Raw genomic sequence first — 25,943 nt, forward strand, 5'->3', positions numbered from 1 at the left:
TAGGGAGGGGGGCGGGGGGAAAGGAGCCCCCCCCCCCCCCCCCCAAAAAAACCAAAAACCCCCCCCCCCCCCCCCCCCCCCCCCCCCCCCCCCCCCGGGGCCCGGCCCGTCGGGAAGGCGGGTGCCGCTTACTTGGCGGGGTCCACCTGGAAGGCCTTCGCCAGGTCGTCGAGGACCACGTCGGCGCCCTGGAGGGAGACCGAGGTCATCCAGATGGCGTCGTCGACCTCATGGACCTGGTTTTTCTGGACCGCGTTCAGGCGCTGCCACAGCGGGTTGGCGAGGAACTTCTTCTTGCGCTCGTCGCCGCCCGAGAAGGTGGTCATGAAGATGTGGTCGCCATCGGCCTGCTGGATCTGCTCTTCGCTGATCTCGATGTTGAACTTCGCCTCGTCGCGCTGGTTCTCCGGCCGCGTCAGACCCATGTCGTTCAGGATGATGCCGCTGAAGGTCTTGGGCAGGTAGATGCGCGTCGGACCGTCGAGGAAGCGGACGACCGAGAAGGTGGGCTTGCCGTTGGCGCCGCCACCCTTGGCGTTGATCGCGTCACCGATCTTCTTGGCGCGGGTCTGGTACGCCGTCAGCTTGCCCGCGGCCTTCTCCTCCTGACCCAGGGCCTCACCGAGGGAGGTGATGTTCTCCTTCCAGATCGGGCCGGTGGTCTTGACGAACACGGTCGGCGCGATCTGGCTCAGCCGGTCGTAGAAGTCGGCGTGACGGACGGTCGCCGAGACGATGAGGTCGGGCTTGAGGGCCGCGATCGCCTCCAGGTTGGGGCTGTCGAGCGGGCCGACGTCCTTGGTGTCCTTCACCGCGTCACCGAGGTAGGCCGGGAAGCCCTTCTGGTCACGGTACGATCCGATGCCGCCGACCAGCGGCGCGTCGAGCGCGACAACTGCCTCGACCAGGCTGTTGTCCAGCGCCACCACGCGCTTGGGCTTGGCCTTGATCTCGGTCTTGCCCTTGTCGTGGGTGACGGTGCGGGGGAAGCCGGCCGACTCGGCGGCGGACGGCTTCGACGACTCGGCGGCCGACTTCTTGTCGTCGCTGTTGCCGCCGCAGGCGGCCAGCGAGAGGGCCATGGCCGCCGTGAGCACGGCAGCGGCGATCCGGCCCGGACGGCGACGCTGAGTGAAGGTGTTCATCAGTTCTCAGTTCTCCAGAGGGAACATTTGTTCTTAGGTAAGGCTTGCCTGAGTAAACGCGTTGTGAAGAGTAGCCGCTCTGCGTGGCCAAATCCAGACGGGGGGTGCGGGGGAAATTCGGTTAGGCATCCCTTACCTTGTGTAAGTGTCTCTGAAGCCCGTCACCGCCGGCGCCGCCGCGGTCCACGCCCCAACCGTTCCGCCACCTCCACGAGTTCTCTCCCGAACCCTGGTGCTCACGGCGCTGCTCGCGACCTTGGCCGCCATGGTCTGCGCCTCCCTGGCGATCGGCACCAAGTCCGTGCCGCTCTCCGACGTCCTGGCCGCGATAACCGGCAGTGACGCCGGCGACGCCGTGGTGGTCCGTGAACTGCGCATGCCCCGCACCTTCCTGGGGCTGCTCGTCGGCCTCGCGCTGGGCGCCGCGGGCGCGGTGGCCCAGGACATCACCCGCAACCCGCTCGGTGACCCCGGGCTGATCGGCATCAGCGCGGGCGGCTCGTTCGCGGTCGCCGCGAGCATCGGCATGCTGGGGCTGACGAGTTCGTACCAGTACATCTGGTTCGCCTTCCTCGGCGGAGCGTTGGCCGGTCTCATCGCCTACGCCGTCGGCGGCACCGGCTACGGTGGCGCCACTCCCGCGAAACTCGCCCTGGCCGGCGCGGCCGTGACCGTACTGCTCGACGCGGGCACCAACACGCTGATCCTTCTCGACGTGAGCACCCTGGACCAGTACCGGTTCTGGGCGGTGGGCTCCCTGGCCGGCCGTGACGCCCAACTGGGGATGGAACTGCTCCCGTTCGTCGTCATCGGGCTCGCCCTGGCCCTCGGGCTGAGCGGCCGGCTCAACGCGCTCGCGCTCGGCGACGACCTGGCCAGCTCGCTGGGCACCCCGGTCAAGTCCACCCGCGCCCTGGGCGCGCTGGCGGTGGTCCTGCTGACCGGCGCGGCCGTCGCCGCGGCCGGTCCCGTGACGTTCATCGGCCTGGTCGTCCCGCACGTCGTACGGGCCTTCACCGGGCCCGACGCCCGCTGGCTGGTGCCCTGCTCGGCGCTGGGCGGGGCCTCGCTGATGCTCGCCGCCGACGTGGTGGGGCGGATGGTCGCCCGGCCCGGCGAACTGGAGGCGGGCGTGGTGACCGCGCTGCTCGGCGCCCCGTTCCTCGCGCTGCTGGTCAAGCGCGGCAAGCTCAAGGAGCACACCCGATGAGCCGTCAGAAGACCGGGCGGCGCATGCGGTTCGAGATCGGACCCGTCGGCGTTGCCGTGCCGCCCCGCGTCGCGCTCATGGTGCTCGCCCTCGTCCTGACCGGATTCGCGGGCCTGGTCGCCTCGGTCTCGCTGGGCACCTTCGCGATCCCGGTCGGCGACGTACTGGGCTCGGTACTGGGGACCGGATCCGGCGCCGCCGACCTGATCGTCCACCAGCTCCGCCTGCCGCGCGCCCTGACCGCGCTGCTGGTGGGGGCCGCGTTCGGGCTGGCCGGCGCCGTGTTCCAGGCCGTCACCCGCAACCCGCTCGCCAGCCCGGACCTGATCGGCATCGCGGCCGGTGCCGGGGCCGGAGCGGTGGGCGCCATCCTCATCGGCGGAGTCACCGCGGCCGGCGCCGGCACCTTCGGGGCGGTGCCGTTCGGGGCCCTCGCCGGCGCCCTGCTGACCTCGGTCGCCATCTACCTGCTGGCGTACCGGGACGGCACCATCACCGGCTACCGCTTCGTCCTCGTCGGCCTCGCCGCGAACGGCGCCCTGATCGCCCTGACCCGCTGGATGCTGGCCCGCGCCGACATCGACCAGGCCTCCCGCGCGATGGTGTGGCTCACCGGCAGCCTCAACGGGCGCGGCTACGAACACGTCCAGTGGGCCGGGCTGGCGCTGGCGGTGCTCCTGCCGCTGACCCTCGCGCTCGCGCGCCCGTACCAACTGCTCCAGTACGACGACGACACCGCGCGCAGCCTCGGCATCCCGCTGCGGCACGCCCGGATCGCGCTGCTGATCCTCGCCACGTGCCTCACCGCGCTGGCCACGTCGGCGGCCGGGCCGATCGCCTTCGTCGCCCTGGGCGCCCCGCAGATCGCGCGGCGGCTCACCGGCACCGCGGGCATCCCGCTGGTCACCAGCGCGCTGACCGGAGCGGTGCTGCTCATCCTCGCCGACCTGGGCGCGCGGCTCGTCCTCGCCCCGACCGAACTGCCCGTCGGCGTGCTCACCGGCGCCGTGGGCGCTCCGTACCTGCTGCTACTCCTCGCCCGTACCAACCGGGCCGGAAAGGGAGGCTGACTTGACCGCCCCGCTGACCGAGACCCAGCCCGCCGCCGTCTCGCCCACCGCACTGCGCGCGAACGGGCTGCGCCTGGGCTACGGCGACCGGATCGTCTCCGAGGACCTCGACCTCGACATCCCGGCCGGAAAGGTGACCGCGCTGGTCGGACCGAACGCCTGCGGCAAGTCCACCGCCCTGCGGGCCCTGGCCCGGCTGCTCAAGCCGGCCGGCGGCGCCGTCCACCTGGACGGCGAGGACATCGCAGGCCTGTCCGCACGGGAGTTCGCCCTGCGGCTCGCCCTGCTGCCGCAGACCCCCAGCGCGCCGGACGGGATCTCCGTACGCGACCTGGTGGCCCGCGGCCGCACCCCGCACCAGCGGTGGTGGCGCCAGTGGTCCTCCTCCGACGAGGCCGCGGTGGACGCCGCCCTGGCGGCGACGGGTTCGGCGGAACTGGCGACCCGGTCCATCGACGAGCTGTCGGGCGGCCAGCGCCAGCGCGTGTGGATCGCGATGGCCCTGGCCCAGCACACGCCGGCCCTGCTGCTGGACGAGCCGACGACCTACCTCGACCTCGCCCACCAGGTCGACGTCCTCGAGCTCGTCGCGGACCTCAACCGCACCGAGGGCCGCACGGTGGTCATGGTCCTGCACGAGCTCAACCTCGCCTGCCGCTACGCCGGGCATCTCATCGCGATGCGCGACGGCCGCGTGATCGCCGCCGGTTCGCCGTCCGAGATCGTCACACCGGACCTGGTCCACGAGGTCTTCGGCCTGCGGGCCGCGGTCATCGAATGCCCGGTCGCCGGCACCCCCCTGGTCATCCCGATGGGCGGTCGCCGAACCGACATCGCCTGACGTCGCCTGACGTCGCCAGGCATCGCCGGGCATCGCCCGCCTGGCATCGCCTGACGTCGACTCACGTCGTCTCACGTCGCTCCACGCGGACGCGGGCGGCCCCTCTCAGCCGACTTCGTCGAGCAGCCGCTTCGCGGCGACCGTCGCGCCGTCGGTACGGACCGTGCCGGCCACGGCGGTTGCCCGTGCGCCGGTCCCGGGGGTCAGGGCCGCCCGGAGCGCGTCCGACAGGGACTCGACGGTCGGAGTCGGACCGTCGTGCGCCACGCCGATGCCCAGGTCGGCCACCCGCCCGGCCCAGTACGGCTGGTCCGCCCCCTGGGGCACCACCACCTGGGGCGCGCCCGACCGGGTGGCGGTCGTCGTCGTGCCCGCGCTGCCGTGGTGTACGACGGCGGCCGCCCGCCGGAACAGCGCCTGATGGTTGACCTCTCCGACGACGAAGCAGTCGTCCTGGTCGTCGATCGGGCCCAGTTCGGCCCAGCCCCGGGAGAGGACCACACGGCGGCCCTGCGCGCGGACCGCCTCGATCGCCACCCGGGCGAGGTCCTCCGCTCCACTCATGGGCATGCTGCCGAAGCCCACGTAGACCGGCGGTGCGCCGGCGTCCAGGAATGCCTCCAGCTCGGTGGGCAGCGGGCGTTCGTCGTCCAGCATCCAGGCGCCGGTCTGCACCACGTCGAGGCCCGTCGGCTGCCACGGGGACAGGACCGGGTCCGTGGCCAGCCAGGGCCGGCCGGAGAAGGCGTAGTCGCGGACGTTGTCCACCGGTGGCAGGCCGGCCGACGCCCGCTGGGTGTTGAGCATCTCGCCGAACATCGTGTTCGCGATCTGGGCGTCCAGGTCCCACAGCGCCCGGTTGTCTGTCGCGCCCGGCGGCAACGGCTGTCCCCGCCGCGCGGGCGGGCGGCGGTACGGCGACGGCAGGCTGACCGGCTGGTGGCTCGCGTGCACGTAGCGGATGCCCAGCTTCTCGGCCACCGACCGTGCGGCCGCGGTGGCCGGCAACGGCCCGGTCGCCACCAGGGCGTCACATCCCTCGGCCGCCGCGGCGGCCGCGCCGAACTGCGCGGCCATCAACTCGGCCGCACGCTGCGCCAGTCCCACCGCCGAACCCGGTATCACCGTGGTCACCAGCGGGCGCACCGGCGCGCCGGTCGGCACCAGCTCCACACCGACCTCGGCCAGCCGCTCCACGAACTCCTCGTCGGGCGGCGCGCACACCCGTACCTCCGCGCCGAGCTCCCGCAACCGGACCGCGAGTCCCGCCATCGGCTCGACGCCCCCGCGCGACCCGTACGTCGACAACAACACACGCATGTGTGACTCCATTTCCGCAGGTTGTAGACCTCTATTCTCCGCTGTGGACGGATGACCTGAAGCGATTGCGGTATTCGGTCGGTGTCGTGTTGAGCTTCCGCCGAAACGCCCGGATGAGGGTGTCGGTCGTGTTGAATCCGCAGGTGGACGCGATGCGTTCCAAGGTGGCGTCCGTGGACTCCAGCTGATTGCGCGCCACTTCGACGCGGGCCGCTTCGATGTAGGCGGCCGGGGTCATGCCGATTTCGGTCTTGAAGATGCGGGTGAGCTGTCGCTCGCTCACGTGCGCCTCCCCGGCGAGATCGGCGACGGTGAGCTGCTCCGCGAGGTTGCGCGTGATGTAGTGGCGGAGGTCGTCCATGCGTCGCGTGGTCGAGATCGGCTCCAGCGGGACACTGAACTGGCTCTGGCCGCTCGGCCGTTTCAGGTACATCACGAGCTGCCGGGCGACGCGCAGGGCGACGGCCTCGCCGAAATCGTCGGCGACGAGCGCGAGTGACAGGTCCAGGCAGGCGCTGATGCCCGCGCCCGTCCACACGTGGTCCTCGCGAATGAAGATCGGATCGGCGTCGACCTCGACCGCGGGGTGATCGGCGGCGAGTTGCTGCGCGGTCGACCAGTGGGTCGTGGCGCGCTTGCCGTCCAGCAGCCCGGCCTCCGCGAGGATGTGCGCCCCCACGCAGACGGAGGCGACGCGCCTTGTCGTGCCGGCGAGGGTCTTCACCCATGCGACCACGGCGGGATCGGTGACCGCGCGCACGCGGCGCCGGCTGTCGACTTCGACCGCGCCGGGCACCAGGAGGGTGTCGATGCTCCTGCCCGACACCTCCTCGAAGGTGACGTCCGGAAGGACACGGACGCCGGCGGCGGTGGTCACGGGGTCCATGCTCGCGGCGGCCAGCACGACCTCGTAGCCCGTCGCCTCACCCACCTCCCGCTGCAACAGGGAGAAGACCTCCGGAGGTCCGGTGACGTCCAGCAGGTCGACGCCCTCGAAGAGGACGACCACGACGAATCGTCTGACGGTGCTCAAGGTGTCTCCGTTCGGCCGGGCGATGCCTCGATGTCCGTATCTGCAAGTTGGATGACATTGCCGACACGACCGGCCGATCGTAGCGTTCATTGCACAGCCACCGCGCGGCGGCCCTCACCTTTCGACACGACTCCCCAGAAGGGCACCTCACATGGCTACGACGACCCTGCGTGAGCTGAGCGGCTTCGACCAGACCCCCGCGTCACTCGCCGACGGGACGCTGATCCTGATCGACTACCAGAACACCTACACCCGCGGCGTGATGGAGCTGACGGGATGGCAGTCCGCCCTCGACTCCGCGACCGCACTGCTGGCCAGGGCCCGGAGCGCCGGTACGAAGGTCATCCACGTCGTGAACGACGGCGGCGAGGGAACCCCGTACGACATCCGCACCGAGATTGGCCGGATCCACCCCAGCGTGGCCCCCGTCGAGGGCGAACCGGTCGTGGTCAAGAGCGTCCCCAACGGCTTCGTCGACACGGACCTGGGCGAACACGTCGACGCCGCCGGCAACAAGAACCTCATCCTCGCCGGCTTCATGACCAACATGTGCGTGACCTTCACCGCGGAGGGCGCCTTCCTGCGCGGCAACCAGCCCACGGTGGTCGCCGACGCCTGCGCGACCCGCCCCCTGCAGACCGTGGTCGCCGACCTCACCGCCGACCGGATCCACCACGCCGCACTCGCGACGATCGCCGACCTCTACGGAATCGTCGTCCCGTCCCCCTCCGCCTTGAGCTGAGACCGGGGGCCAGGGACCGGGCGATCCGGTCTCGCCGCACCTGCGGGCCCGGACGACCGAGGCAGTCCGGGCCCGCCGGTGCGCCGAGCGCACTCGGGGCGCACGGCGGCGTACGGGCGGAGCATGCGGGTTCACTCAGGTCGGATTGGCGCGATCCGGTTTCTTCGGGCGCCGCCATGGCTAAGCTCGCTGCCACTGTTGCAGGTTCACACATCCGGGACGGTGGGGGATGAAGTTTCGCATTCCGGCGAACGGTGACGAGGAGTCACTCGTTGACCTTCAGTCGTGGCTGGCCAAGGATCCTGGTACCGCCCGGCTGCAGGTCACCGCGGTGGCAGGACACGGCCCCACGATGGGCGCGCTGGAGGCGCTGGACGTGATCCTGGGCAGCGCGGTCGACGTGGCGAACTTCGCCCTCGCCTACGTGACCTGGCGTTCCGTGAAGGGCAACGAGCAGCGGGGATCCGGCGCCGACGCAGAGGCCGGCGGCCAGAGCCTGGTGCACGGCGACAGCACCGTGAACATCGGCCACCTCTCGCCGGAGCAACTGGCCGATCTGCTGCGCCGACTGAATGACGACCAGGCCACGGGATCGGACGAGTGACCTCCGACGCCGGCCGATCGCGAGCCGTCCTGTTCGGCGTCCACGATTTCCGCGAGCTGGCCCGGCTCGACGGCGTCCGGCACAACGTACCGGCCTTACGCCAGCTGCTCACCAGCGACGATGTCAGCGGACTGGCCGAGGAGGACTGCACCGTCGTAGCGCACGACGGGACGCAGCAGCAGCTGCTGGACGCCCTGCACGACGCCGCGACCGAGGCCACCGACCTCCTCCTGGTCTACTACGCAGGACACGGGCACTTCGGCGGACGCGATCGCTCGTTCCTCCTCGCAACGCGCGACTCCAGCGCACAACGCCCCTACCACTCGGTGAAGTACAACGAAATCCGCGACCTCGTCTCGGGGTCGACCGCGCAGCGAAAAGTCGTCATCATCGACTGCTGCTTCAGCGGCCGGGCACTGTCCATGTCGGACGACCAGACCCCGACGCAGCTGGACATGGAGATCACCGGTGCCTGCGTCCTGACCTCGGCCGCGGAGACGGAACGCTCCCTGTGCTTGCCGGACGGCAGCATCTTCACCATGGAACTGATCGGGCTGTTGCGCGAGGGGCTCAGCGGCGAGCTGACGGGCGGGCGCCGGGGTGAGCATCTTCGCGACCTCACCATGACCGACGTCTTCAATGCCCTGCACACCAGGCTGCAGGGCAGGACGGTCGAGGGCCTGCGGGTACCCCAGCCCAGGATGAGCACCCGCGACCTCGGTCACCAGATCGTGATCGCCCGCAATCGGGCCTACACGGGTGCGCCGGAAGGCAGTGCAGGGTACGGAGTCGCGTCTCCTTCCGAAGAACACGAGTGGGTGACGGCGGCTCGTGACCACCCTCTGTGGAACTTCGTCGCCGACGAGCGCGGGCTGCCCCTGCTGCGCGACACCGCCACCGCTCTGGCCGCACGGGCCGCCATGACGACAGCGCGGGACAGCGCGGCGCTCGCCGGCGACCCGTGGCAGCCACTGTCCTTCACCGACCGGCTCGCCGAGTGGACCGACAGCCTGCTGCTCGACAGCAGTCTGCGCCCGGAGGAGCTGGAGCTCTCCGCCGCGGAGGTGTTCCTCCTCGTCACGCACCCGTACCTGCACGCCGCGTTCTGGAAGCACAACTCCACCCATTACAGCGCGATCGACCCCACGAACCTCGCCTGCGCGCAGAACACCTCCCCGGCCCGGCGAAGCTACGAGTTGTTCCTGCGGCGCCAACCCCGGCTGGTGCGCCAGGCTCTGCGGAGCAAGGACCGCGACGCCGCCGAGGCGATCGGCTGGTGGTTCTTCCACCGTTGGCTCGTCCGGCAGGCAAGGCTCTACGATCCCGCCTCGGTGGAAACCCTGCTGGACCGCCTGGCGGTGCCCTTGGGCAAGTGCTCGCCGAGGGAGAAACGGCTCGTCGAGGATGTGCTGGAGCCCCGGCTGCTGGCCCAGCTCCTGCGCGCCCCCCAGCTCCCCGGGCTGCCCGAGGAGGCCGCCGCCAGGCCCCGGAACATGGGAGTGGCGGAGACCGCGCAGCGGGTCCGGGCCCACCAGCTGGCGGAACTGCTGCGCATCGCCCATCGCTTCGCCATCGACCCGATCGCCCTTCCCGACATGCTGGTGGACCACATCGGCATCGGCTACGCGGTGGACCTGCCGGGCCTTCACGCCACACTGGACGGCTTCCGATGGGAATCGAACGGCCGGACCCGGGTCCTGAGCGCCACCTGCAGCCACCTGCAGCCACCTCGCCGTCGACCTCGGCCTGCGCCAGCACGCCGCCGCCCTCGACACCCTCCTCGCCCGGATCGACATCAGCACCGGGGACGAGGAGCGGCCGACACTGCTGCGCAACCTGCCGCTGCACGTCACCGCCGAACAGGTGACCCCGGCCGCCGAGGCAAGCGGCCGTTGGGCGTACGAGTCGACCGAACTGCGCTTCCGGCTGGCCGACGACCGCATCCAGGAACTGTTGATGGGTGAGGAGCTGTACGGAGATCCTGCCCTCGCCATCCGCGAGCTGTACCAGAACGCCCTGGACGCCTGCCGTTACCGAGAGGCGCGTACGAAATACCTGCGGGCCACCGGTGCCCAGCCGGCACCGTACAAAGGCAAGATCACCTTCACTCAGGGCGTCGACGAGAAGGGCCCCTACCTGGAATGCCGTGACAACGGGATCGGCATGGGAGAGGTCGAACTCCGGGATGTCTTCTCGCACGCCGGCATGCGATTCGCGGACCTGCCGGAGTACATCGAGGAGCATGCAAGATGGGAGGACCACGACATCTTCATGTACCCCAACAGCCAGTTCGGCGTGGGTGTGCTCAGCTACTTCATGCTGGCGGACGACATCACCGTCACCACGTGCCGCCTCACCCCTGACGGACTGCCTGCCGAGCATCTCCGCGTCGAGATCGCAGGCCCCGGCTCCCTGTTCCGCATCCAGCGTCTGGAGCGCTGCTCCGAGGCCTACACCAGCGTGCGGCTCAGGCTTCGGTCGTCCGACGTCGTGTCCTGCGTCGACGTTCTGCGCCGCATCCTGTGGCTGTCCGACTTCGATGTCACAGCGAGCGACGACCAAGGCGATACGCAGATCTGGGAGGCCAACGTCCTCTCCGACAAGGCCCCACTGGGCTCAGGCGATCCCCACGTCCCGGACGCCGTTCGCAAGGACGGGGCGGTCACGGTGGCCGGCTCGACACCCGCGGTGTGGTGGTGCAGTACCAACGGAGCGGTACTGGCCGACGGCCTGTGGGCCGGCGAACACCGCTTCGGTGCGGTGGTGAACCTGTCGGGGCGGCACACGCCCCGCCTGACCGTGGACCGACGGCGGGTGATCGACGCGGACACCACTGAGATCGAACGGCTGCTGCGTCAGGAGATTCCCAGCCTGCTCGGCGCGAAGGACGCCGTGTTCCGGCACGGCTGGCTGGCTCAGGTCCTCGACGAGAGTCCAGGGCTCGCCGACGAGATCTTTGCCGAAGCGGTGCGAGTCCGCTTCAGCCCATGGCTCATTGCGGGCCGAGAGGTGGACATCACCAAATGTGGATATTTCCCGGAGGACGCCGGCATGCATCCGGCCTCCGAGGAGGATGATCGCTGGTCGCTTCGCGGGAAGAACCTCAGGGTCGACAACTTCAGGGTGGAAGCTCTGACGGACGCGGGCTTCTTCCCGGGGTTTGTCACCGTGAGACCCTCCGCCTCCATTCTCCCCGTACCATCCGATATTTACCTTCTGATACCGGCATGGGATACATCCGTACCAAATCGGTACCGGATCGGGTCAGCGTTCTCCCATGTCTCGAACGTAAGCATCGGGCTGATCGCGCGGGCCGCCAGGAAGACCGGACGGACCGCCGAGGAGGTCAGCGCTCGCCTGCGGCAACTCGGCTTGCCCGCCCCCGCCCCACCCCTGCCGCATCTCGAAGCCGACGACCGCTTCCTCATCAGCGAGAGCGCCACAGGAGGCGCGCCCTGGCTCGACCCCGGCGAACCGGTGCATTTTGCTCACATCGTCCAAGCAGCGGCCAAGACCAGACACACCACCGACCACGTCATCAGCCGCCTGACCAAGCTCGGCTACCGCACGCCCACCCCTCCGATACCACAACACGAACCTGACGACCTGCTCATCCTCAGCCGCGACCTGGACGCGGAGAGCCCCTGGCTCAACCCCGAGAACACTGTCAGTGCCGCTCACATCGCGCAGGCCGCCGGCAGGACCGGACGGACCGCCGAGGAGGTCACCGCCCGCCTGCGGCAACTCGGCTTCCCCACCCCCGCCATACCCTTGCCACACCTCGAAGCCGACGACCGCTTCCTCATCAGCGAGAACCTCACAGGAGGCGCGCCCTGGCTCGACCCCGCCCAACCGGTGCATCCCGCTCACGTCATCCAAGCGGCGACCACGATCAGACGCACCACCGACCAGGTCATCAGCCGCCTGACCGAGCTCGGCTACCGCACGCCCACTCATCCGGTACCACCACACGAACCTGACGACCTGCTCATCCTCAGCCGGACAAGCAGTGGACGAGCACCTTGGCTGGACCTCGACAGAAGGGTTCATCCCTCTCGAATCGTGCAGGCCGCCTCAGTGACCGGTCGTACTGTCGACCACATCACCTACCGTCTGACGCAGTTCGGCCTGCGCACTCACGCCACCCACCTGCCTCTTCCCGAACCGGACGACCTGCGCATCGTCAGCCGTGATCTGGACGCCGAAGCACCCTGGCTCGACCACGACGATCCGGTCCACCCCGCTCACATCCTGGATGCCGCCAAGGTCACGAACGGGTCCCCCCACGCCATCGCCACCCGCCTGAAAGAGCTCGGGTACCGACTGCCTGACTTCATCACCCTGAGCGCCGGGGCCCCTGCTCCGGTCCCGTCAACCACCGAGCGCGCCGTGCCCGTTCCGGAAACGGCGACCCCCGCGGACGAGTCACCGTAAGGCGGAGGCGGCAGACCGCCGTGGCCTCGTCGCGTTCGCCGGGCAGGCGACTGGCCCTGGCCCTGGCCCTACTGATCGGCGCGCGACGCGCCCGCCCGGCGGCCGTGATCGCGCGTGAAGGCGTCGAGAGTCTGCTGGAACGGGCCGCGGGTGTGCAGGAAGCGCTCGTCCAGGATGTCGGCGAGGTCTTCGAGCGCGGTGCGCAGCACGGCGGCGCCGAGCCGGGCGTCCGGGTGGCGGGCGCCCGCGGCCTGCTCGGCGATGTCCAGGGCGTAGTCGATCTGGTGGGCGAGGGAGGTCCGGTCGTCGACGTCATGGAAGTAGTAGGACTCCGCGTACTGGAGGAAGTCGACGGCTACGACGGAGAACTGCGCGGCGAGGCTGTCCAGCATGGTGGCCCCGGCCGGGGAGTCGACCTGCTCCCGCGCCGGATGGGTACGGCGGAGGTGGGAGAGCCGCAGTGCCAGCGCCCGGCGGCGGGCCAGCGCCGGATAGATGCCCAGGGTCCAGGAGACCGTCGCGGACAGCAGTGCAAAACCGACCATGGCTTCCAGCGGGGCGAGAACGCGCAACCACCCCTCGGCCGGCGCGATGTCGCCGAGGCCGAGCGTGGAAGCGGTGACCAGCGAGATGTACACGGCATCCAGCAGGCTCCCGTACTCGGCGGGGCGCAGCCCGCCCGCGTAGACGAACGCGTCGGGCACGTGCGGCCAGTAGATCAGCGCCCACCCCGCCACCACCGTCACGGCCCACAGGGCGACGACGAACACCATGGCGAGCGGGCCGGCGAGACCGGAAGCCCCGCGCCGGGAGGAGAAGACGGAGGAAAGCCGCCAGAGCGCCGTCATGACCAGGCGGCTCAGCCCCCCGTGGCGCGTCGGATGCCACAGCGTGTGGAACACGTCCCGCAGGATGAGCAGAACCAGGGCCGCGCCCGCGACCGACACCAGCCACTCCATCCGGCACCCCTCGTCCTGTCGCACCCCTCCCAGGCTCCCGCACGACCACCTCCGCTCGCCGGAGCACGCGCCGTACCACGCCGTGCCATGCCATGCCTGTAACGAGGACTTCCTCCCCCAGCTCTGCCCCGGGGCCCATTGGTCCCCTTGGGGCCACGTTGAGGGCCGATCGGCCCATCCCCGGACGCGAAGCGGCCTCCGACAATGAAGGCGATGGCGACGACACCTGTGCGCACGCACGAATTCGACGCGGCAGCCGTCCTGGCGACGATGGAAGCCGACCCCGCTTTCGGCGCCGCGATCGGGCATTGGGTCGCCCAGGTGCTCGCCCAACGGCTCCACACCTCCCGTGTCCGGCTGCTCGATCTGTACGCGCCGTACGGCAGCGGCACCCATCTGTGAGCAGGCCGGCACGCAGGAGCACGACACCCGAGGAGGAGCGCGCGATGCCCGCGTCCCGGTACACCGTCGGCGACGTCATGACCCGTACGGCCGTGGCCGTCGGCCGTGAGGCCTCGTACAAGGATCCGCGACGCGGTTCTCGCAGGGCTCGCTCCCCCGGCGCGGCTCGAGTGCGCCGTGTCGGACGGTGTCGTCACCCTGCGGGGCCCCTGCGGGATCGCGCCCTGGTGCCGCTGCTGGCCCGGGCCGTCCGTGCGGTCGAAGGCGTCGTGGACGTACGCATGGATCTCGAAGGCCGCGACGGCGCCGGCGCAGCCGCGTGACGCCGCCCGTCAGGAGGGCTTCTGCCCGCGCCTCGCAGGGTGCGGCCGCCGACACACGAGACGTACGGAGAGCGGCCGACCGCAGGGGCCTGGATGTCCGACACAGCAGCGTCAGCGACGACCCCCATCAGGGTGTTCCTCCTGGACGACCACGTGGTCGTACGCCGCGGCCTGCACGATCTGCTCGACGGCGAGCCCGGCATCGAGGTCGTCGGCGAAGCCTCCACGGCCGAGCAGGCGCTGGCCCGCGGACCGGCGCTGCGCCCGGATGTCGCCGTACTGGACGTCTGCCTGCCCGATGGCGACGGGATCACGGTGTGCCGTGAGCTGCGCTCGCGCATGCCGGAGCTGGCCTGCCTGATGCTGACCTCGTTCGACGACGAGGACGCGCTGCTCGACGCGATCATGGCCGGCGCGGCCGGGTACGTCCTCAAGCAGATCAAGGGGTCCGACCTGGTCTCGGCGGTACGGACGGTCGCCACGGGGCGGTCCATGCTGGATCCGGCGACGACCGCCCGCCTCATGCGTTCCCTGCGGGAACCCGAGGCCGCGAAGCCACCGGAGGACGAGCGGCTTCCCGCCCTCTCCGAGCGGGAGCACGCCGTGCTCGAACTGATCGGCGAGGGCCTGACGAACGTGCAAGTCGCCAAGCGGCTCTACCTCTCCGAGAAGACCGTCAAGAACCACATCTCCCGGCTGCTCGGCAAGCTGGGCGTGGAACGCCGGGTCCAGGCCGCCGTCATCGCCGCCCAGGTCCACGAGCACGACAAAGACCGGCGCTGAACCCAACGCGCGCGACGTGCCTTCATCCGGGTTGCACGACGGCGCGCAGCCTTCTCACTGCTCCACCACGCGCCGCCCGGTGACCCGTGCCGGCCTGACCTTCATCCAGTGCATGCGGGGCCCGCCCGCCCACGGCAGCGAGCGCGCCAGGGCGTCCAGCCGCCCGAGTTCCTCCGCGTCCGTGACGCCTTCCGCATCCCCTACGGCCAGGACGCTCCAGCCCAGCCTGGTGGCGTCGTCGATGTGGTCGACCTCGAAAGCCACCTCCGTCCCGTCGGCCCGCGCGAGCACCGCGTCACCCAGGGTCCGGAAGGCGATGTCCCGGCCGGCCATCACGTAGTTGACCGGGAAGATCGCCGGACCCTGCGGAGTGACGACGCCGATCCTGCCGATGCCGTGAGTCGACAGCTGACGCAGGGATTCCTCGTCGCTCAGCGCGATCAGTCGCACATTGCGCAGGGCCGTCCCCCTGCCGGGCGGAGACTCGGTCGTCGCCCCGGTCAGTTCCGCGACGGTCGTCCCCAGCGCGTCGGCCAGACGCAGGAGGGAGCCGATCGCCGGGGACGCGGCGTGATCCTCCATGTACTCGACGTACGAGGCATCCGCCCCGCAGCGCTTGCCCACCTCTTCTCGGGTGAGACCGAGCTCCTCGCGCCGGGTGGCGATGCGCCGCCCCAGATCAGTGCGCCCAGTGGGCGTCGGCCGTGACCGCGTCCTGCCCATGATCCTCACGCCCTCTCGGGACATTGTTCTCTTCCAGGGTTTCGCGGACCTGCGCCGCCGCAACCGGGAGAAGCCGGGCTCCGACGCCGCGGACGTCCGGCACGGCTTCCGGGGACCCCAACGGATCAGGCCTTTTTGACCACGCTCGACTTGAGCTGCATGGCGCCGAAACCATCGATCTTGCAGTCGATGTCGTGGCCGTCGACCCCGTCGACCAGGCGTATGTTGCGCACCTTGGTGCCCGCCTTGATCCCCGACGGGCTGCCCTTGACCTTGAGGGCCTTGACGACGGTCACGGTGTCGCCGTCGTTCAGCACGTTCCCGACGGAGTCCTTGATCACCCGCTCACCGGAGGCGCTCGCGTCATCCGCCCCGGCCGCGGCGGGAACCCGCTCGTGGTGGCGGACCAGGATATTCGAATTGCAAACTTCTGCAATTCGTTACATCTCTGAGGCGCTTCGTCCGCAGGTAGCCGCAGGCGCCGACCGTGTGGGCCTTGCCGGCCTGCTGGTTGCACCAAACCGCCTCGGCCACATACCGGCCGGTGTCGCACAAGTGGTCCAGCCCTTGGGGGCGTTGGTCACACCCGCTCCGGACTGGAGCGCGAACGACGTGAGGTCCACGGCGGCACCGGGCAGGGCAAGAGCACGTCGGCGCCGATCGTCGGCGCCAACTGGCGCGCTCGAGCGGGTCGCTGGTCGACTGGCGCCTGAAAACGATCAAGGGGCCGTTTCAGATTGCTCTGAAACGGCCCCTGACCTGCGACTTCGAAAAGTCGGGACGACAGGATTTGAACCTGCGACCCCTTGACCCCCAGTCAAGTGCGCTACCAAGCTGCGCCACGTCCCGTTGTGCCTTCGACCTGCGGGTTTCCCCGTGCTCGGCGGCACATGCAGAACATTACCCCACGCCGAGGGGTGCGTATGCACGGGTAATCGGCGCGGGGGAGGATGGAGTGGTGGACGCACGGGATCGGGACGTTGAGGGGCGGGCGCGCAGTGCGCGGCCCAGGGATGGGCTGGGGCGGCCGTTGCCGTACGGGGCGCCGGGGGTGGAGCGGCAGCCCGAGGGGGTGGTGCGCTCGCCCGGGGAGACGGTGCGGGAGGCGCAGCGGCTGCTGGAGGCCGGGATGCCGTTCCACGCGCACGAGGTGTTCGAGGATGCCTGGAAGTCCGGGCCCGAGGCGGAGGCCCCGCTCTGGCGGGGCCTCGCGCAACTCGCCGTCGGGTTGACGCACTCCGCGCGCGGCAACGCGGTCGGCGGGGCGCGGCTGCTGCTGCGCGGAGCCGGTGCCCTCGCCGGGGTTCACGACGCGTACGGGATCGACGTGGCCGGGCTGGTCGGGTGGGCCCGGGAACTGGCGGGCCGGGTGGAGGCCGGGGAGCGGATCGACGCCGCCGGCGAAGCGCCCCGGCTCACCGGCCCGCCGGGCCCTGCCTGACCCCGCCTGATCGCCCGGCCCGGCCAGGGCCTACGACGCGGGCTGGAGCAGGTCCCAGCGGTTGCCGTACAGGTCTTCGAAGACGGCGACGGAGCCGTACGCCTCGTGGCGCGGCTCCTCCAGGAAGCGGACGCCCTCGGTGGTCATGCGGGCGTGGTCGCGCGCGAAGTCGTCCGTGTAGAGGAAGAAGCCGACGCGGCCGCCGGTCTGGTCGCCGACCCGGGCGCGCTGGGCGTCGTCCTTGGCGCGGGCCAGCAGGAGGGCGGATTCCGTGGCGCCCGGCGGGCGGACCACGACCCAGCGGGAGCCGTCGGGGCGCGCGGTGTCCTCGGCCAGGTCGAAGCCGAGGGCGCGGGTGTAGAAGTCGATGGCCTCGTCGTAGTCGCGGACCACGAGGGCGGTGAGGGCGATGTGGGATGGCATGCCCTTATTGTGCGCCGAGGAGGATCACCTCCAGGGTCCGGGGGCCGTGAACGCCCTCCACGCGGTCGAGTTCGATGTCGCTGGTGGCGGACGGGCCGGAGATCCAGGTCAGCGGGCGGGTCGGGTCGAGGCGTTCGAGGGCTTGCGGTACGGAGTCCACGAGCTGCTCGGGGACGCGGACCACGCAGATGTGGTGGTCGGGGATCAGGGTGATGCGCCGGCGCCCCTGTTCGGGTCCGCCGTCGAGGACGATGGTGCCCGTCTCGGCGATGGCCAGGGCGCAGCCGGTGACCACGCTGTCGACCCCGTCCAGATCGGCCGGGGTGGAGACGGCTCGGTCGTGGACGCGGGTCGGGTCGGCGGCCGCGAGCCAGTGCGGGGGCAGCGCGGGCGGTACGAGGACCGTCCGGGTGCCGTGCTCGGCCAGGAGCCGCATGAGCAGGTCCGAAAGGCCGTCCTCGTCTGTGCGGTGGACCTTCGCCCGGTACTCGGCGAGGTGGGCGGCGAGCAGGTCGGCGCTCTCGTCCGGGGTGCGGACGCCGTGGACCCGGAGGTAGTCCCGGGGGATCTCGGTGCCGGTGCCGGTGCCGGTGTCGGTGCCGGTGCCGGCGTCGGTGCCGGCGTCGGTGTCCGGGCCGGAGGCTGCCCGGCGGATGCGGGCCAGGATGCGGTCCTTGCTGGTCACTGCCCCGTCCCCCGTTCTCGCGCCCACCAGTCGCGGAAGGATTCCGCGGGGACGGAGGGAAGTTCGCGGGTGTCGGTCCAGGCCCGTCCGGGGCCGGGGAGTCTGCGGGGCGCCAGCCGGCGGGCCCGGGCCAGCAGGCGCTCGCCCGCGCGCAGGGCCCGCGGCCGGTCCAGGAGCAGCCGGGCGGCGCGCATGGCGGCCCGTTCGGCGGTGTGGCCGTGCGCGGGGCGGATGGTGACGCGGATGCCCTCGCGGGTCACCGGGCCGCCCTGGGCCACCCGTTCGCGCAGGTGGACGAGGACCTCGGGGATGTCGATGGCGACTGGGCAGACCTCGTAGCAGGCCCCGCACAGGGTGGAGGCGTAGGGCAGTGAGGCGTCGATCTCGCTGCCGGTGCCGCGGAGTTGGGGGCTGAGGATGGCGCCGATGGGGCCGGGGTAGACGGAGCCGTAGGCGTGGCCACCGGCACGTTCGTAGACCGGGCAGACGTTGAGGCAGGCGGAGCAGCGGATGCAGCGCAGCGCCTGGCGGCCGGTCTCGTCGGCGAGGGTGTCGGTGCGGCCGTTGTCGAGGAGGACGAGGTGGAAGGCGGCGGGCCCGTCGCCGTCCGTGGTGCCGGTCCACATGGTCGTGTACGGGTTCATCCGCTCGGCCGTCGAGGAGCGCGGCAGCGTCTGGAGGAAGACCTCCAGGTCGCGGAAGGACGGGACGACCTTCTCGATGCCGACGACCGAGATCAGGGTCTCGGGCAGGGTCAGGCACATCCGGCCGTTCCCCTCGGACTCGAAGACGACCATGGTGCCCGTCTCGGCGACCATGAAGTTGGCGCCGGACACGGCGACTTTGGCGCGCAGGAACTTCTCGCGCAGGTGGAGGCGGGCCGCCTCGGCCAGCTCACGGGGGTCGTCGCCGAGCGGTTCGGGGGCGGGGCGGCCCCAACGGCCCATCTCGGTGCGGAAGATGTCGCGGATCTCGGCCCGGTTGCGGTGGATGGCCGGGACCAGGATGTGCGAGGGCCGGTCGTGGCCGAGCTGGACGATGAGCTCGGCGAGGTCGGTCTCGTACGCGGCGATGCCGGCGGCCTCCAGGGCTTCGTTGAGCCCGATCTCCTGGGTTGCCATGGACTTGACCTTGACGACCTCCCGCTCCCCCGTGGCCCGTACGAGATCCGTCACGATCCGGTTGGCCTCGTCCGCGTCCGCCGCCCAGTGCACGGTGCCGCCGGCGGCCGTGACGGCCTCCTCCAACTGCAACAGGTAGCGGTCGAGGTGACGGAGCGTATGGTCCTTGATCGCCTTCCCGGCGGCCCGCAGCCGGTCCCAGTCCTCCAGTTCGGCCACGGCCCGGGCCCGCTTGTCGCGGATGGTGTGCGTGGCGTGGCGGAGGTTGGCGCGCAGCACTTCGTCCCGTACGGCCTCCCGCGCGGCCGAGGGGAAGGCGGGCATGCCCAGGTACGTACCACTCACCGCAGCGGTTCCTCCTCGGTCGACGCCAGGATCTCCGCGAGGTGCACGGCCCGCAGCGGGGCGTCCGCGCGGCGCAGCAGCCCGTCGAGGTGGGCGAGGCAGGAGTTGTCGGCGCCGCACAGCACCTCGGCGCCGGTGGCGGCCGCGGAGGCGATCTTGTCGGCGCCCATCGCGGTCGAGACGTCCGGGTTCTTGACGGCGAAGGTGCCGCCGAAGCCGCAGCACTCCTCGGCGCCGGGCAGCTCGACCAGCTCCAGACCCTTGACCGCGGCGAGCAGCCGCCGCGGCCGGTCCCCCAGGCCCAGGCCCCGCAGGCCGTGGCAGGAGGGGTGGTAGGTGACGGTGTGCGGGAAGTACGCGCCCACGTCGGTCACCCCGAGCACGTCGACCAGGAACTCGGTCAGCTCGTACACGCGCGGCGCGAGGGATTCGGCCGCCTCGGCGAGTGCGCTGCCGCGCCCCTCCCCCGCCGCCTTCCGCCCGATCCGCGGGTAGTGCTCGCGGATCATCGCGGCGCAGGACCCGGAGGGCGTGACCACGTACGCGTAGCCCGCGAAGACCTCCGCCGTGCGCCGCAGGAGCGGTTCGCTCTCGCGGCGGTAGCCGGTGTTGTACTGCGGCTGGCCGCAGCAGCTCTGGCCCTCCGGGAAGTCCACGTCGACGCCGAGCCGCTCCAGGAGGCGTACGACGGCGATGCCGGTCCGGGGGTAGAGCGCGTCATTGACGCAGGTGACGAACAGGGCGACACGCATGACGGGCAGAATAGCGGGGTGAAGAAGTTCTCAGTGATCGGCATAGGCGCGGGCGACCCGGACCACCTGACCCTCCAGGCGGTCAGGGCGATCGGCGCGGCGGACGCATTCCTCATCCTGGAGAAGGGCGAGGAGAAGGCGGATCTGACCGGGCTGCGGCGCGCGATGCTCGACGCGCACGCCCGCCCCGGACACCGGCTGGTGGAGGGCCGCGACCCGGACCGGGACCGGACCCCCGCCGACTACACCCCCACCGTGGACGGCTGGCGCAGCGCGCGGGCCGAGCTCTTCGAGCGGTTCATCGCGGAGGATCTCGCGGAGGGCGAGACCGGGGCGTTCCTGGTGTGGGGCGACCCCTCGCTCTACGACTCCACCCTCGCGATCCTCGACGAGGTGCTGGAGCGCGGCCGGGTGGCCTTCGAGCACGAGGTCGTGCCCGGCATCAGCAGCATCTCCGCGCTGCTGGCACGGCACAAGACCAATCTGAACCGGGTCGGGCGCCCGGTCCAGATCACCACCGGGCGGCGGCTCGCCGAGGGCTGGCCGCAGGACGTGGACGACGTGGTGGTGATGCTGGACGCGCGGCACGCCTTCACCGCCCACCTCGACCAGGACCTCTTCATCTACTGGGGCGCCTACGTGGGCACCCCGGACGAGATCCTGGTCTCGGGCAAGCTGGCGGAGGTCGCGGGGCGGATCGAGGAGCTGCGCACCGAGGCCCGCGCCCGCAAGGGCTGGATCATGGACACCTACCTGCTCAGGCGCGGCTGACGTACCTGGCTGGTGCTGTGGTCACGGCACCAGGTGGTCGGGCAGGGCCGCGGCGAGGCGTTCGTACTCCGCGGCCCTGTTGTAGATCTGGCCGCAGACCCGGATGCCGCCGCCGCCCGGCCAGGGCCAGATCAGCACCCGGATGCGCAGCCGCGCCGCGAGCTCCTCGCGCAGCGCGCGGGCGCTCTCCGGGGTCTCGGCGACGCCCGGCGGCAGGCGCAGGGCGCGCATGGCGAGGCCGTCGGTGTGCGGGAGCGGCACGAGCCCGGGGATCTCGGCGAGCAGCGCCGCACCGTGGGCGGCGAGGGCGCTGTTGTGCGCCCTGACCTTGGCCGCGTCGAGGCGTTCGAGGAGGTCCAGCCCGTCGGGGGCGGCGAGCCAGCCGGTGTAGTCGGCGGTGGCGCGGTTCTCGACGGAGCGCGGGAAACCGTGCTGGTCCTCCCAGGACGGGACGAGCGCCCGGATCCGGCTCCGGTGCTGCGGGGCGACGGCGAGGATCGCGCTGCCGGAGGGCGCGTAGCCCCATTTGTGGAGGTTCCCGAACCAGAAGTCGGCGCCGCCGGCGAGGGGGTCGGCGAGCATGCCGAGCGCGTGGGCGCCGTCGACGACGGTGGTGACCCCGCGTGCGCGGAGGTCGGCGAGGAGCCGGGGCGAGGCGATGAGCCGGGCGGTCGGGGAACTGACGTGGTCGAGCACGGCCACCCTCGTACGGGGCGTCAGCGCGGCCAGCACGCTCTCGCGTACGGCGTCCTCGTCGGGCAGGTGGGGGTCCAGGGCGACGGTGGTGACGGGGGCGCGGCGGGCTGCGGCCGCGACGACGGTGCCGTAGCCGTGGTCGGTCACCAGGATCTCGTCGCCGTCGGCGAGCGGAATGGCGTCGAGGGCGAGGTTGGCGCCCTCGGTGGCGTTGGAGATGAAGGCGATCCCGTCGGGGTCGGCGGCGAGGTGCGCGGCGATCCGGGCGCGGGCGGCGGCGATCCGGTCGGGGACGGCGATGAAGAAGGCGTCGGGGTCGGCGTGGGCCTCGGCGCGGAACGCGGCCTGGCACTCCTGGACGGGTACGGGGACCGCGCCGAAGGAGCCGTGGTTCAGATGGGCGACGCCGGGATCCAGGCGGAACAGGGCCTGCCCGCCGGGGAACTCCGCGGGGACACCCGAGGCGAGCCCCGCGGAAAGCTCCGGGGAGAACTCCGGGGAGAGCTCCGGGGCCGGGGGGTGGGTCGGCTCGGTCACAGGACCTCCGTGATTGCGGCGCGGCAGGCTGTCCCCCGGATCATCTCCCGCCGCCGCCGAAGCCGGAAGACCGCCGCCGGAAGCCTGGCAGCCGTGGGAGAGCAGCCCGCGTACCGCGAGCCCGGCCTGATCGGCAAGACACCCCCTAGGACTCCCGCCCGCTGGTCGCCGCGTAGTACTGGAGGTCCTGGACCTCCACCTTGTGGTCCACCCGGTACGGCAGCTCCACGCTCGCCGCGGCCTTCCCGCCCCGCAGGACCTGCGCCGAACTGGTGCCCGCCTTCAGCGGCAGCAGCTCGGAGTGCAGCCCGGCGGGGGCCTCGTGGGTGTCCTTGGCGGAGCCGACGGTCGTACGGACGACCCCGGGCTCGGCGAGGAAGCTGAGCACCTCCACCCGGTCCCGGGGCGCAGCGCTCCCCTTGCGGAGCGACATCAGCAGCGACTGGTCGCCCGTCGGATCGGCGGCCGCGAACTGGGTGCGCGCGGAGAGGTACAGGGTGTCGCGGACGATCTTCGGCCAACTGCCCGTCTTGAACTTGGTCAGGTAGTACGAGGTCAGGTCCAGGTAGGCGTATCCGTTGTGCAGGGAAGGCGCGAACTGGCTGCCCTCCGAGTAGTCGTTCCAGGTGGTGAGCTGCACCCAGTCGGCGCCGTCCTCGATGGCGTGCGTCCAGGTGGAGCGCAGGGTCGCGGTGTTGCCCGCCTCGTCGTAGATGCCCTGGTTGGGGCGGGCGTCCTGGACCGACACGGGCTGCATCCAGATCTTGCCCATGCCGTGGGCCCGCTGGACGTCGCGCGTGGAGCTCTCCTGGCCGACGTAGCTGCGGCTGCCCCACTCGGAGAACCCGTAGCTGATGGGGGCGAACTCACCGCTGTGGGCGCCGAAGTCGAGGAAGAGCGGGACGAAGGCGGTGCGGATGCCGTGCCGGGACTGGAGGATGCCGATGACCTGGGTCCACCAGGCCGCGCTCTTCGCCTCCGCCTTGAAGGGGGACACGACGAGCCGGCCGTCGGCGAGCCGGTGCGCAGCGGCCCCGCCCCCGAGCGTGGCGATCGCGTCGGCGAGCACCCCGGGGTCGTCGGTCTTCAGCGAGGTCATGTCCGGCATCAGCATGATCTTGAATGCCGGGTCCACCGAACGGGCCGCCGCCATCAGCAGGTTGGAGCGGTCCCAGTTCCGGCCGGAGAGGGAGAGCAGGTCGAGGGTGAAGCCGTCGATGCCCGCCGCACGGGCCGTGCGTACCTCCTGCTGGAGGTTGGCGTACTCCCAGTCGCCGCTCTTCGGGGCGACCGGCAGCGGCCGGTCGCGCAGCAGGCCGCCGTACTTCCCGTGCTTGCCGTTCTCGCCGTCGGGGCTCAGGTAGTTGCGGGTGTAGTAGTCCTCGTCCGCGTGCGCGTTGTCGAGGGAGAGCGGGTACGGGGTGAAGTAGTGGGCGAACACCAGCTTCTTGCCCGCTTCGCCGGAGCGCAGGGCGGCGGGCTGGGGCATGTCGAAGGGCAGGGCGCCGGCGGGGCGTTCGGCCCCGGTGTCCACCGCGCCCTTGGGATTGCCCTTGGCGGCCGCGCCCTTGGTGGGCGGCGCGCTCTTGTCCGGCTGCGGGGTGGCCGTACCGGTGGCGCCGGGTGCGGCGCCGGGGCCGGGGTCGGCGGACCAGGGTACGTCGATGCCGGGGGTCGAAGAGCCTTGGGCGGAGGTTCCGTTGAAGGGGTCCCAGGCGATGCCGGTGGCGGCGCAGACACCGACCAGGAGGAAGGCTGACATCAGCAGGGCCAGCAGTGGCCTGCGGCCGCGGAAGCCGGATCGACGCCGGTGCGAGACGGGCCGGGCCGCCCGCTCCCCCTGCGGCTCCCCCCGTCTCGCCCGTCGCCCTGCTCTCCGGTCCACCGTCATCCTGGTCCCTCCCCGCATGTGTCCCCCGAGTGGGGGCTGCACAGCATTAAAGCGCTCTCCCGGCCGAAGCCGGGAGATTCCCGCCTACCTTGCGGTGGCGGGCTTGAGACATGGAGTCAGGAGGAGCGGGTGGCGGCGATGTCGGCGTTCTCCAGGATCCCGATGGCGTCAGGCACGAGGATCGCCGTCGAGTAGTAGGAGCTCACCAGGTAGGACATGACCGACTTCTGGTCGATGCCCATGCAGCGGACGTTGAGGCCCGGTTCGATCTGCTCCGGGATCGCCGCCGGGCGCAGACCGATGACGCCTCCGTTGTCCTCACCGGTGCGCAGGGCCAGGATCGTGCTGGTGTGACCGTCCACAACGGGGATCTTGCCACAGGGCAGCAGGGGGATCCCGCGCCAGGACGGCACCTGCTTGCCGTGGACCTCCACGGTGTCCAGGGCGAGGCCGCGCTTGTTGCACTCGCGGAAGAAGGCGGCGATGGCCTTGGGGTGCGCGAGGAAGAACCTGGTGCCGCGGCGCATGCTGAGCAGGTCGTCCATGTCGTCGGGGGTGGGCGGGCCGGACCATGTGCTGATGCGCTGCCCGTAGTCCGCGTTGTGCAGGAGGCCGAAGTCCCGGTTGTTGAGGAGCTCGGACTCCTGGCGTTCGCGCATCGCCTCAACGGTCAGGCGCAGTTGCTGCTCGAACTGGTTCATCGGGTCGTTGTAGAGGTCGGCGACCCGGGTGTGGATCTGCAAGACGGTCTGGGCAAGGCTGAGTTCGTACTCGCGCGGCCGCAGTTCGTAGTCGGCGAAGGTGGCGGGCAGCAGGGCTTCGCCCGCGTGGCCCGAGGAGAGCTCGATGTCGGCCTCGCCGCGCCGGTTGACGGGGCGGCGGCCGTTCTCGCTGTACTGCTCCAAGTGGGACCGCAGACTCGCCGCACGGCCCAGTACCTCCTGGAAGGCGCTCCACCGCAGCACCATGACGGTGCCCGCGGTGGCGGCCCGGACGGTGTAGGACCAGCTGGGGTCGGTCTGGTCGAGGGCGTCGTCGCCGAGTTGGTCGCCGTCGGCGGCCACGCCGAGGAGTTCGGCTCCACCGTACTTGCCCCGGGCGCGCTTCTCGAAGCGGCCGTGGGCGATGATGAACACCTCGTCCACGGGGGCGCCGGCCTCCACGAGGACGTCGTCGGCGCGCAGGTCGCGCTTGACGAAGCGCCGGGCCAGTTCCTCGAGTACGGCGCTGTCGTCGTATCCCTTGAGGGTGGGGAGCTCGGTGAGGGTCGGGGCGAGGATGCGTACGTCGTCCGCGCCGGCCTGGATGAAGGAGACCCGGCCGCGTCCGACGGCGTGCGTCAGCCGGCGGTTGACGCGATAGGTGCCGGCGCCGAGGTCCACCCAGGGCAGCATGCGCAGCAGCCAGCGCGAGCTGATGCCTTGCATCTGGGGAACGGACTTGGTGGTGGTCGCGAGGTTGCGGGCCGCCGCGGTCGTCAGGCTCAGCTGCCGGTCGTCGGCGGGGTCCTGGGATGGCTGCGCCTCTGCGGTCATGCGGGGTTCCTCCCAGCGTCGGTCCACGGAGCGTGCTGCACGCTCACGGTGGGGCGACGGGCATCACGCGCGGTAGCCGCTCCGGTCCGGGGGCTGTTGAAAATGCCGGGCAGTTGAAGCCCTGCACGCCAGTACGAACCCCCGGGCGTACGGACAC

General features: G+C 71.2%; 22 protein-coding genes, 1 tRNA gene and 4 pseudogenes. 13 read left to right on the forward strand and 14 right to left on the reverse strand.

The window, feature by feature from the left end; all coding sequences use genetic code 11:
- Positions 1 to 128: 128 nt before the first annotated feature.
- Positions 129 to 1,145 (reverse strand): ABC transporter substrate-binding protein, encoded by a 1,017-nt coding sequence (locus tag ACZ45T_RS33710; protein ID WP_468447937.1) that lies wholly within the window; start codon positions 1,143 to 1,145, stop codon positions 129 to 131.
- A gap of 145 nt (positions 1,146 to 1,290) precedes the next feature.
- On the opposite strand from ACZ45T_RS33710, the gene ACZ45T_RS33715 reads away from it, so the two are divergent.
- From ACZ45T_RS33715 to ACZ45T_RS33725, 3 genes are read left to right on the forward strand one after another with little or no spacing between them, the layout of a single operon-like run.
- Positions 1,291 to 2,355 (forward strand): FecCD family ABC transporter permease, encoded by a 1,065-nt coding sequence (locus tag ACZ45T_RS33715; RefSeq protein ID WP_468447938.1) that lies wholly within the window; start codon positions 1,291 to 1,293, stop codon positions 2,353 to 2,355.
- Positions 2,352 to 3,425 carry a FecCD family ABC transporter permease gene (locus ACZ45T_RS33720; RefSeq protein ID WP_468447939.1) on the forward strand — a complete coding sequence of 358 codons (1,074 nt, stop codon included), beginning with the start codon at positions 2,352 to 2,354 and terminating at the stop codon, positions 3,423 to 3,425. The genes ACZ45T_RS33715 and ACZ45T_RS33720 overlap by 4 nt, the downstream gene beginning before the upstream one ends.
- A 1-nt stretch (position 3,426) precedes the next feature.
- The gene (locus tag ACZ45T_RS33725) at positions 3,427 to 4,266 is read left to right on the forward strand and encodes an ABC transporter ATP-binding protein (protein ID WP_468447940.1); all 840 of its coding nucleotides are present in this window, start codon (positions 3,427 to 3,429) and stop codon (positions 4,264 to 4,266) included.
- Positions 4,267 to 4,371: 105 nt separating this feature from the next.
- Here the strand turns inward: ACZ45T_RS33725 and ACZ45T_RS33730 are convergent, their stop codons facing one another.
- Positions 4,372 to 5,586, reverse strand: coding sequence for a glycosyltransferase (locus tag ACZ45T_RS33730; protein WP_468447941.1), 1,215 nt, complete (start codon positions 5,584 to 5,586; stop codon positions 4,372 to 4,374).
- A 31-nt stretch (positions 5,587 to 5,617) separates the two neighbouring features.
- On the reverse strand, positions 5,618 to 6,619 hold the full coding sequence (locus ACZ45T_RS33735; RefSeq protein WP_468447942.1) for a GlxA family transcriptional regulator: 1,002 nt from the start codon (positions 6,617 to 6,619) through the stop codon (positions 5,618 to 5,620).
- 151 nt (positions 6,620 to 6,770) lie between these two features.
- On the opposite strand from ACZ45T_RS33735, the gene ACZ45T_RS33740 reads away from it, so the two are divergent.
- The 5 genes and pseudogenes from ACZ45T_RS33740 to ACZ45T_RS33760 all read left to right on the forward strand — a co-directional run bounded on the left by ACZ45T_RS33740 (position 6,771) and on the right by ACZ45T_RS33760 (position 12,399).
- The gene (locus tag ACZ45T_RS33740; protein WP_468447943.1) at positions 6,771 to 7,361 is read left to right on the forward strand and encodes a cysteine hydrolase family protein; all 591 of its coding nucleotides are present in this window, start codon (positions 6,771 to 6,773) and stop codon (positions 7,359 to 7,361) included.
- 229 nt (positions 7,362 to 7,590) lie between these two features.
- Positions 7,591 to 7,965, forward strand: a complete 375-nt coding sequence (locus ACZ45T_RS33745) for an effector-associated constant component EACC1 (RefSeq protein WP_468447944.1) — start codon at positions 7,591 to 7,593, stop codon at positions 7,963 to 7,965.
- Positions 7,962 to 9,674: pseudogene (locus ACZ45T_RS33750) on the forward strand (caspase family protein); the annotation flags it as partial. The gene ACZ45T_RS33745 and the pseudogene ACZ45T_RS33750, both read left to right, overlap by 4 nt.
- Before the next feature lie 37 nt (positions 9,675 to 9,711).
- Positions 9,712 to 9,780: pseudogene (locus ACZ45T_RS33755) on the forward strand (hypothetical protein); the annotation flags it as partial.
- A 48-nt stretch (positions 9,781 to 9,828) separates the two neighbouring features.
- The gene (locus ACZ45T_RS33760) at positions 9,829 to 12,399 is read left to right on the forward strand and encodes a wHTH domain-containing protein (protein ID WP_468447945.1); all 2,571 of its coding nucleotides are present in this window, start codon (positions 9,829 to 9,831) and stop codon (positions 12,397 to 12,399) included.
- 68 nt (positions 12,400 to 12,467) lie between these two features.
- Here the strand turns inward: ACZ45T_RS33760 and ACZ45T_RS33765 are convergent, their stop codons facing one another.
- Positions 12,468 to 13,358: a potassium channel family protein gene (locus ACZ45T_RS33765; RefSeq protein ID WP_468447946.1), complete on the reverse strand. Its 891-nt coding sequence runs from the start codon at positions 13,356 to 13,358 to the stop codon at positions 12,468 to 12,470.
- Between the two features lie 210 nt (positions 13,359 to 13,568).
- Between ACZ45T_RS33765 and ACZ45T_RS33770 the strand changes: the two are divergent.
- The 3 genes and pseudogenes from ACZ45T_RS33770 to ACZ45T_RS33780 all read left to right on the forward strand — a co-directional run.
- A pseudogene (locus tag ACZ45T_RS33770) lies at positions 13,569 to 13,760 on the forward strand (regulator); the annotation flags it as partial.
- A gap of 44 nt (positions 13,761 to 13,804) precedes the next feature.
- Positions 13,805 to 14,083 carry a hypothetical protein gene (locus ACZ45T_RS33775; RefSeq protein WP_468447947.1) on the forward strand — a complete coding sequence of 93 codons (279 nt, stop codon included), beginning with the start codon at positions 13,805 to 13,807 and terminating at the stop codon, positions 14,081 to 14,083.
- Between the two features lie 93 nt (positions 14,084 to 14,176).
- Positions 14,177 to 14,866, forward strand: a complete 690-nt coding sequence (locus ACZ45T_RS33780) for a response regulator (protein WP_468447948.1) — start codon at positions 14,177 to 14,179, stop codon at positions 14,864 to 14,866.
- A gap of 54 nt (positions 14,867 to 14,920) precedes the next feature.
- Here ACZ45T_RS33780 and ACZ45T_RS33785 read toward each other — a convergent pair whose 3' ends face one another.
- The 3 genes and pseudogenes from ACZ45T_RS33785 to ACZ45T_RS33795 all read right to left on the reverse strand — a co-directional run bounded on the left by ACZ45T_RS33785 (position 14,921) and on the right by ACZ45T_RS33795 (position 16,438).
- On the reverse strand, positions 14,921 to 15,589 hold the full coding sequence (locus tag ACZ45T_RS33785; RefSeq protein WP_468447949.1) for a helix-turn-helix domain-containing protein: 669 nt from the start codon (positions 15,587 to 15,589) through the stop codon (positions 14,921 to 14,923).
- 125 nt (positions 15,590 to 15,714) lie between these two features.
- Positions 15,715 to 15,987: pseudogene (locus ACZ45T_RS33790) on the reverse strand (zinc ribbon domain-containing protein YjdM); the annotation flags it as partial.
- A 377-nt stretch (positions 15,988 to 16,364) separates the two neighbouring features.
- Positions 16,365 to 16,438: transfer RNA gene (locus ACZ45T_RS33795), tRNA-Pro, on the reverse strand.
- Positions 16,439 to 16,640: 202 nt separating this feature from the next.
- On the opposite strand from ACZ45T_RS33795, the gene ACZ45T_RS33800 reads away from it, so the two are divergent.
- Positions 16,641 to 17,030, forward strand: a complete 390-nt coding sequence (locus ACZ45T_RS33800; protein ID WP_468447950.1) for a DUF309 domain-containing protein — start codon at positions 16,641 to 16,643, stop codon at positions 17,028 to 17,030.
- A gap of 30 nt (positions 17,031 to 17,060) precedes the next feature.
- On the opposite strand, the gene ACZ45T_RS33805 is transcribed toward ACZ45T_RS33800, so the two are convergent.
- The 4 genes from ACZ45T_RS33805 to ACZ45T_RS33820 are packed head-to-tail and all read right to left on the reverse strand — an operon-like array spanning position 17,061 to position 20,356.
- Positions 17,061 to 17,453, reverse strand: coding sequence for a VOC family protein (locus ACZ45T_RS33805; RefSeq protein WP_468447951.1), 393 nt, complete (start codon positions 17,451 to 17,453; stop codon positions 17,061 to 17,063).
- Positions 17,454 to 17,457: 4 nt separating this feature from the next.
- Positions 17,458 to 18,138: a LutC/YkgG family protein gene (locus tag ACZ45T_RS33810; protein WP_468447952.1), complete on the reverse strand. Its 681-nt coding sequence runs from the start codon at positions 18,136 to 18,138 to the stop codon at positions 17,458 to 17,460.
- Positions 18,135 to 19,604 carry a lactate utilization protein B gene (locus ACZ45T_RS33815; protein WP_468447953.1) on the reverse strand — a complete coding sequence of 490 codons (1,470 nt, stop codon included), beginning with the start codon at positions 19,602 to 19,604 and terminating at the stop codon, positions 18,135 to 18,137. The genes ACZ45T_RS33810 and ACZ45T_RS33815 overlap by 4 nt, the downstream gene beginning before the upstream one ends.
- A complete protein-coding gene (locus ACZ45T_RS33820; RefSeq protein WP_468447954.1) occupies positions 19,601 to 20,356 on the reverse strand; it encodes a (Fe-S)-binding protein in 756 nt (251 codons plus the stop codon). Before ACZ45T_RS33820 ends, ACZ45T_RS33815 begins: the two co-directional genes overlap by 4 nt.
- 18 nt (positions 20,357 to 20,374) lie before the next feature.
- Between ACZ45T_RS33820 and cobF the strand changes: the two genes are divergently transcribed.
- Positions 20,375 to 21,127, forward strand: a complete 753-nt coding sequence (cobF, locus tag ACZ45T_RS33825) for a precorrin-6A synthase (deacetylating) (RefSeq protein WP_468447955.1) — start codon at positions 20,375 to 20,377, stop codon at positions 21,125 to 21,127.
- 21 nt (positions 21,128 to 21,148) lie between these two features.
- On the opposite strand, the gene ACZ45T_RS33830 is transcribed toward cobF, so the two are convergent.
- The 3 genes from ACZ45T_RS33830 to ACZ45T_RS33840 all read right to left on the reverse strand — a co-directional run bounded on the left by ACZ45T_RS33830 (position 21,149) and on the right by ACZ45T_RS33840 (position 25,786).
- Positions 21,149 to 22,360, reverse strand: a complete 1,212-nt coding sequence (locus ACZ45T_RS33830; RefSeq protein ID WP_468447956.1) for an aminotransferase class V-fold PLP-dependent enzyme — start codon at positions 22,358 to 22,360, stop codon at positions 21,149 to 21,151.
- A gap of 145 nt (positions 22,361 to 22,505) precedes the next feature.
- Positions 22,506 to 24,122 (reverse strand): glycoside hydrolase family 71 protein, encoded by a 1,617-nt coding sequence (locus ACZ45T_RS33835; protein ID WP_468447957.1) that lies wholly within the window; start codon positions 24,120 to 24,122, stop codon positions 22,506 to 22,508.
- A gap of 245 nt (positions 24,123 to 24,367) precedes the next feature.
- Positions 24,368 to 25,786 (reverse strand): family 2B encapsulin nanocompartment shell protein, encoded by a 1,419-nt coding sequence (locus ACZ45T_RS33840; protein ID WP_468447958.1) that lies wholly within the window; start codon positions 25,784 to 25,786, stop codon positions 24,368 to 24,370.
- Between the last annotated feature and the right edge of the window lie 157 nt (positions 25,787 to 25,943).

Source organism: Streptomyces sp. NPDC030995, from assembly GCF_055571215.1.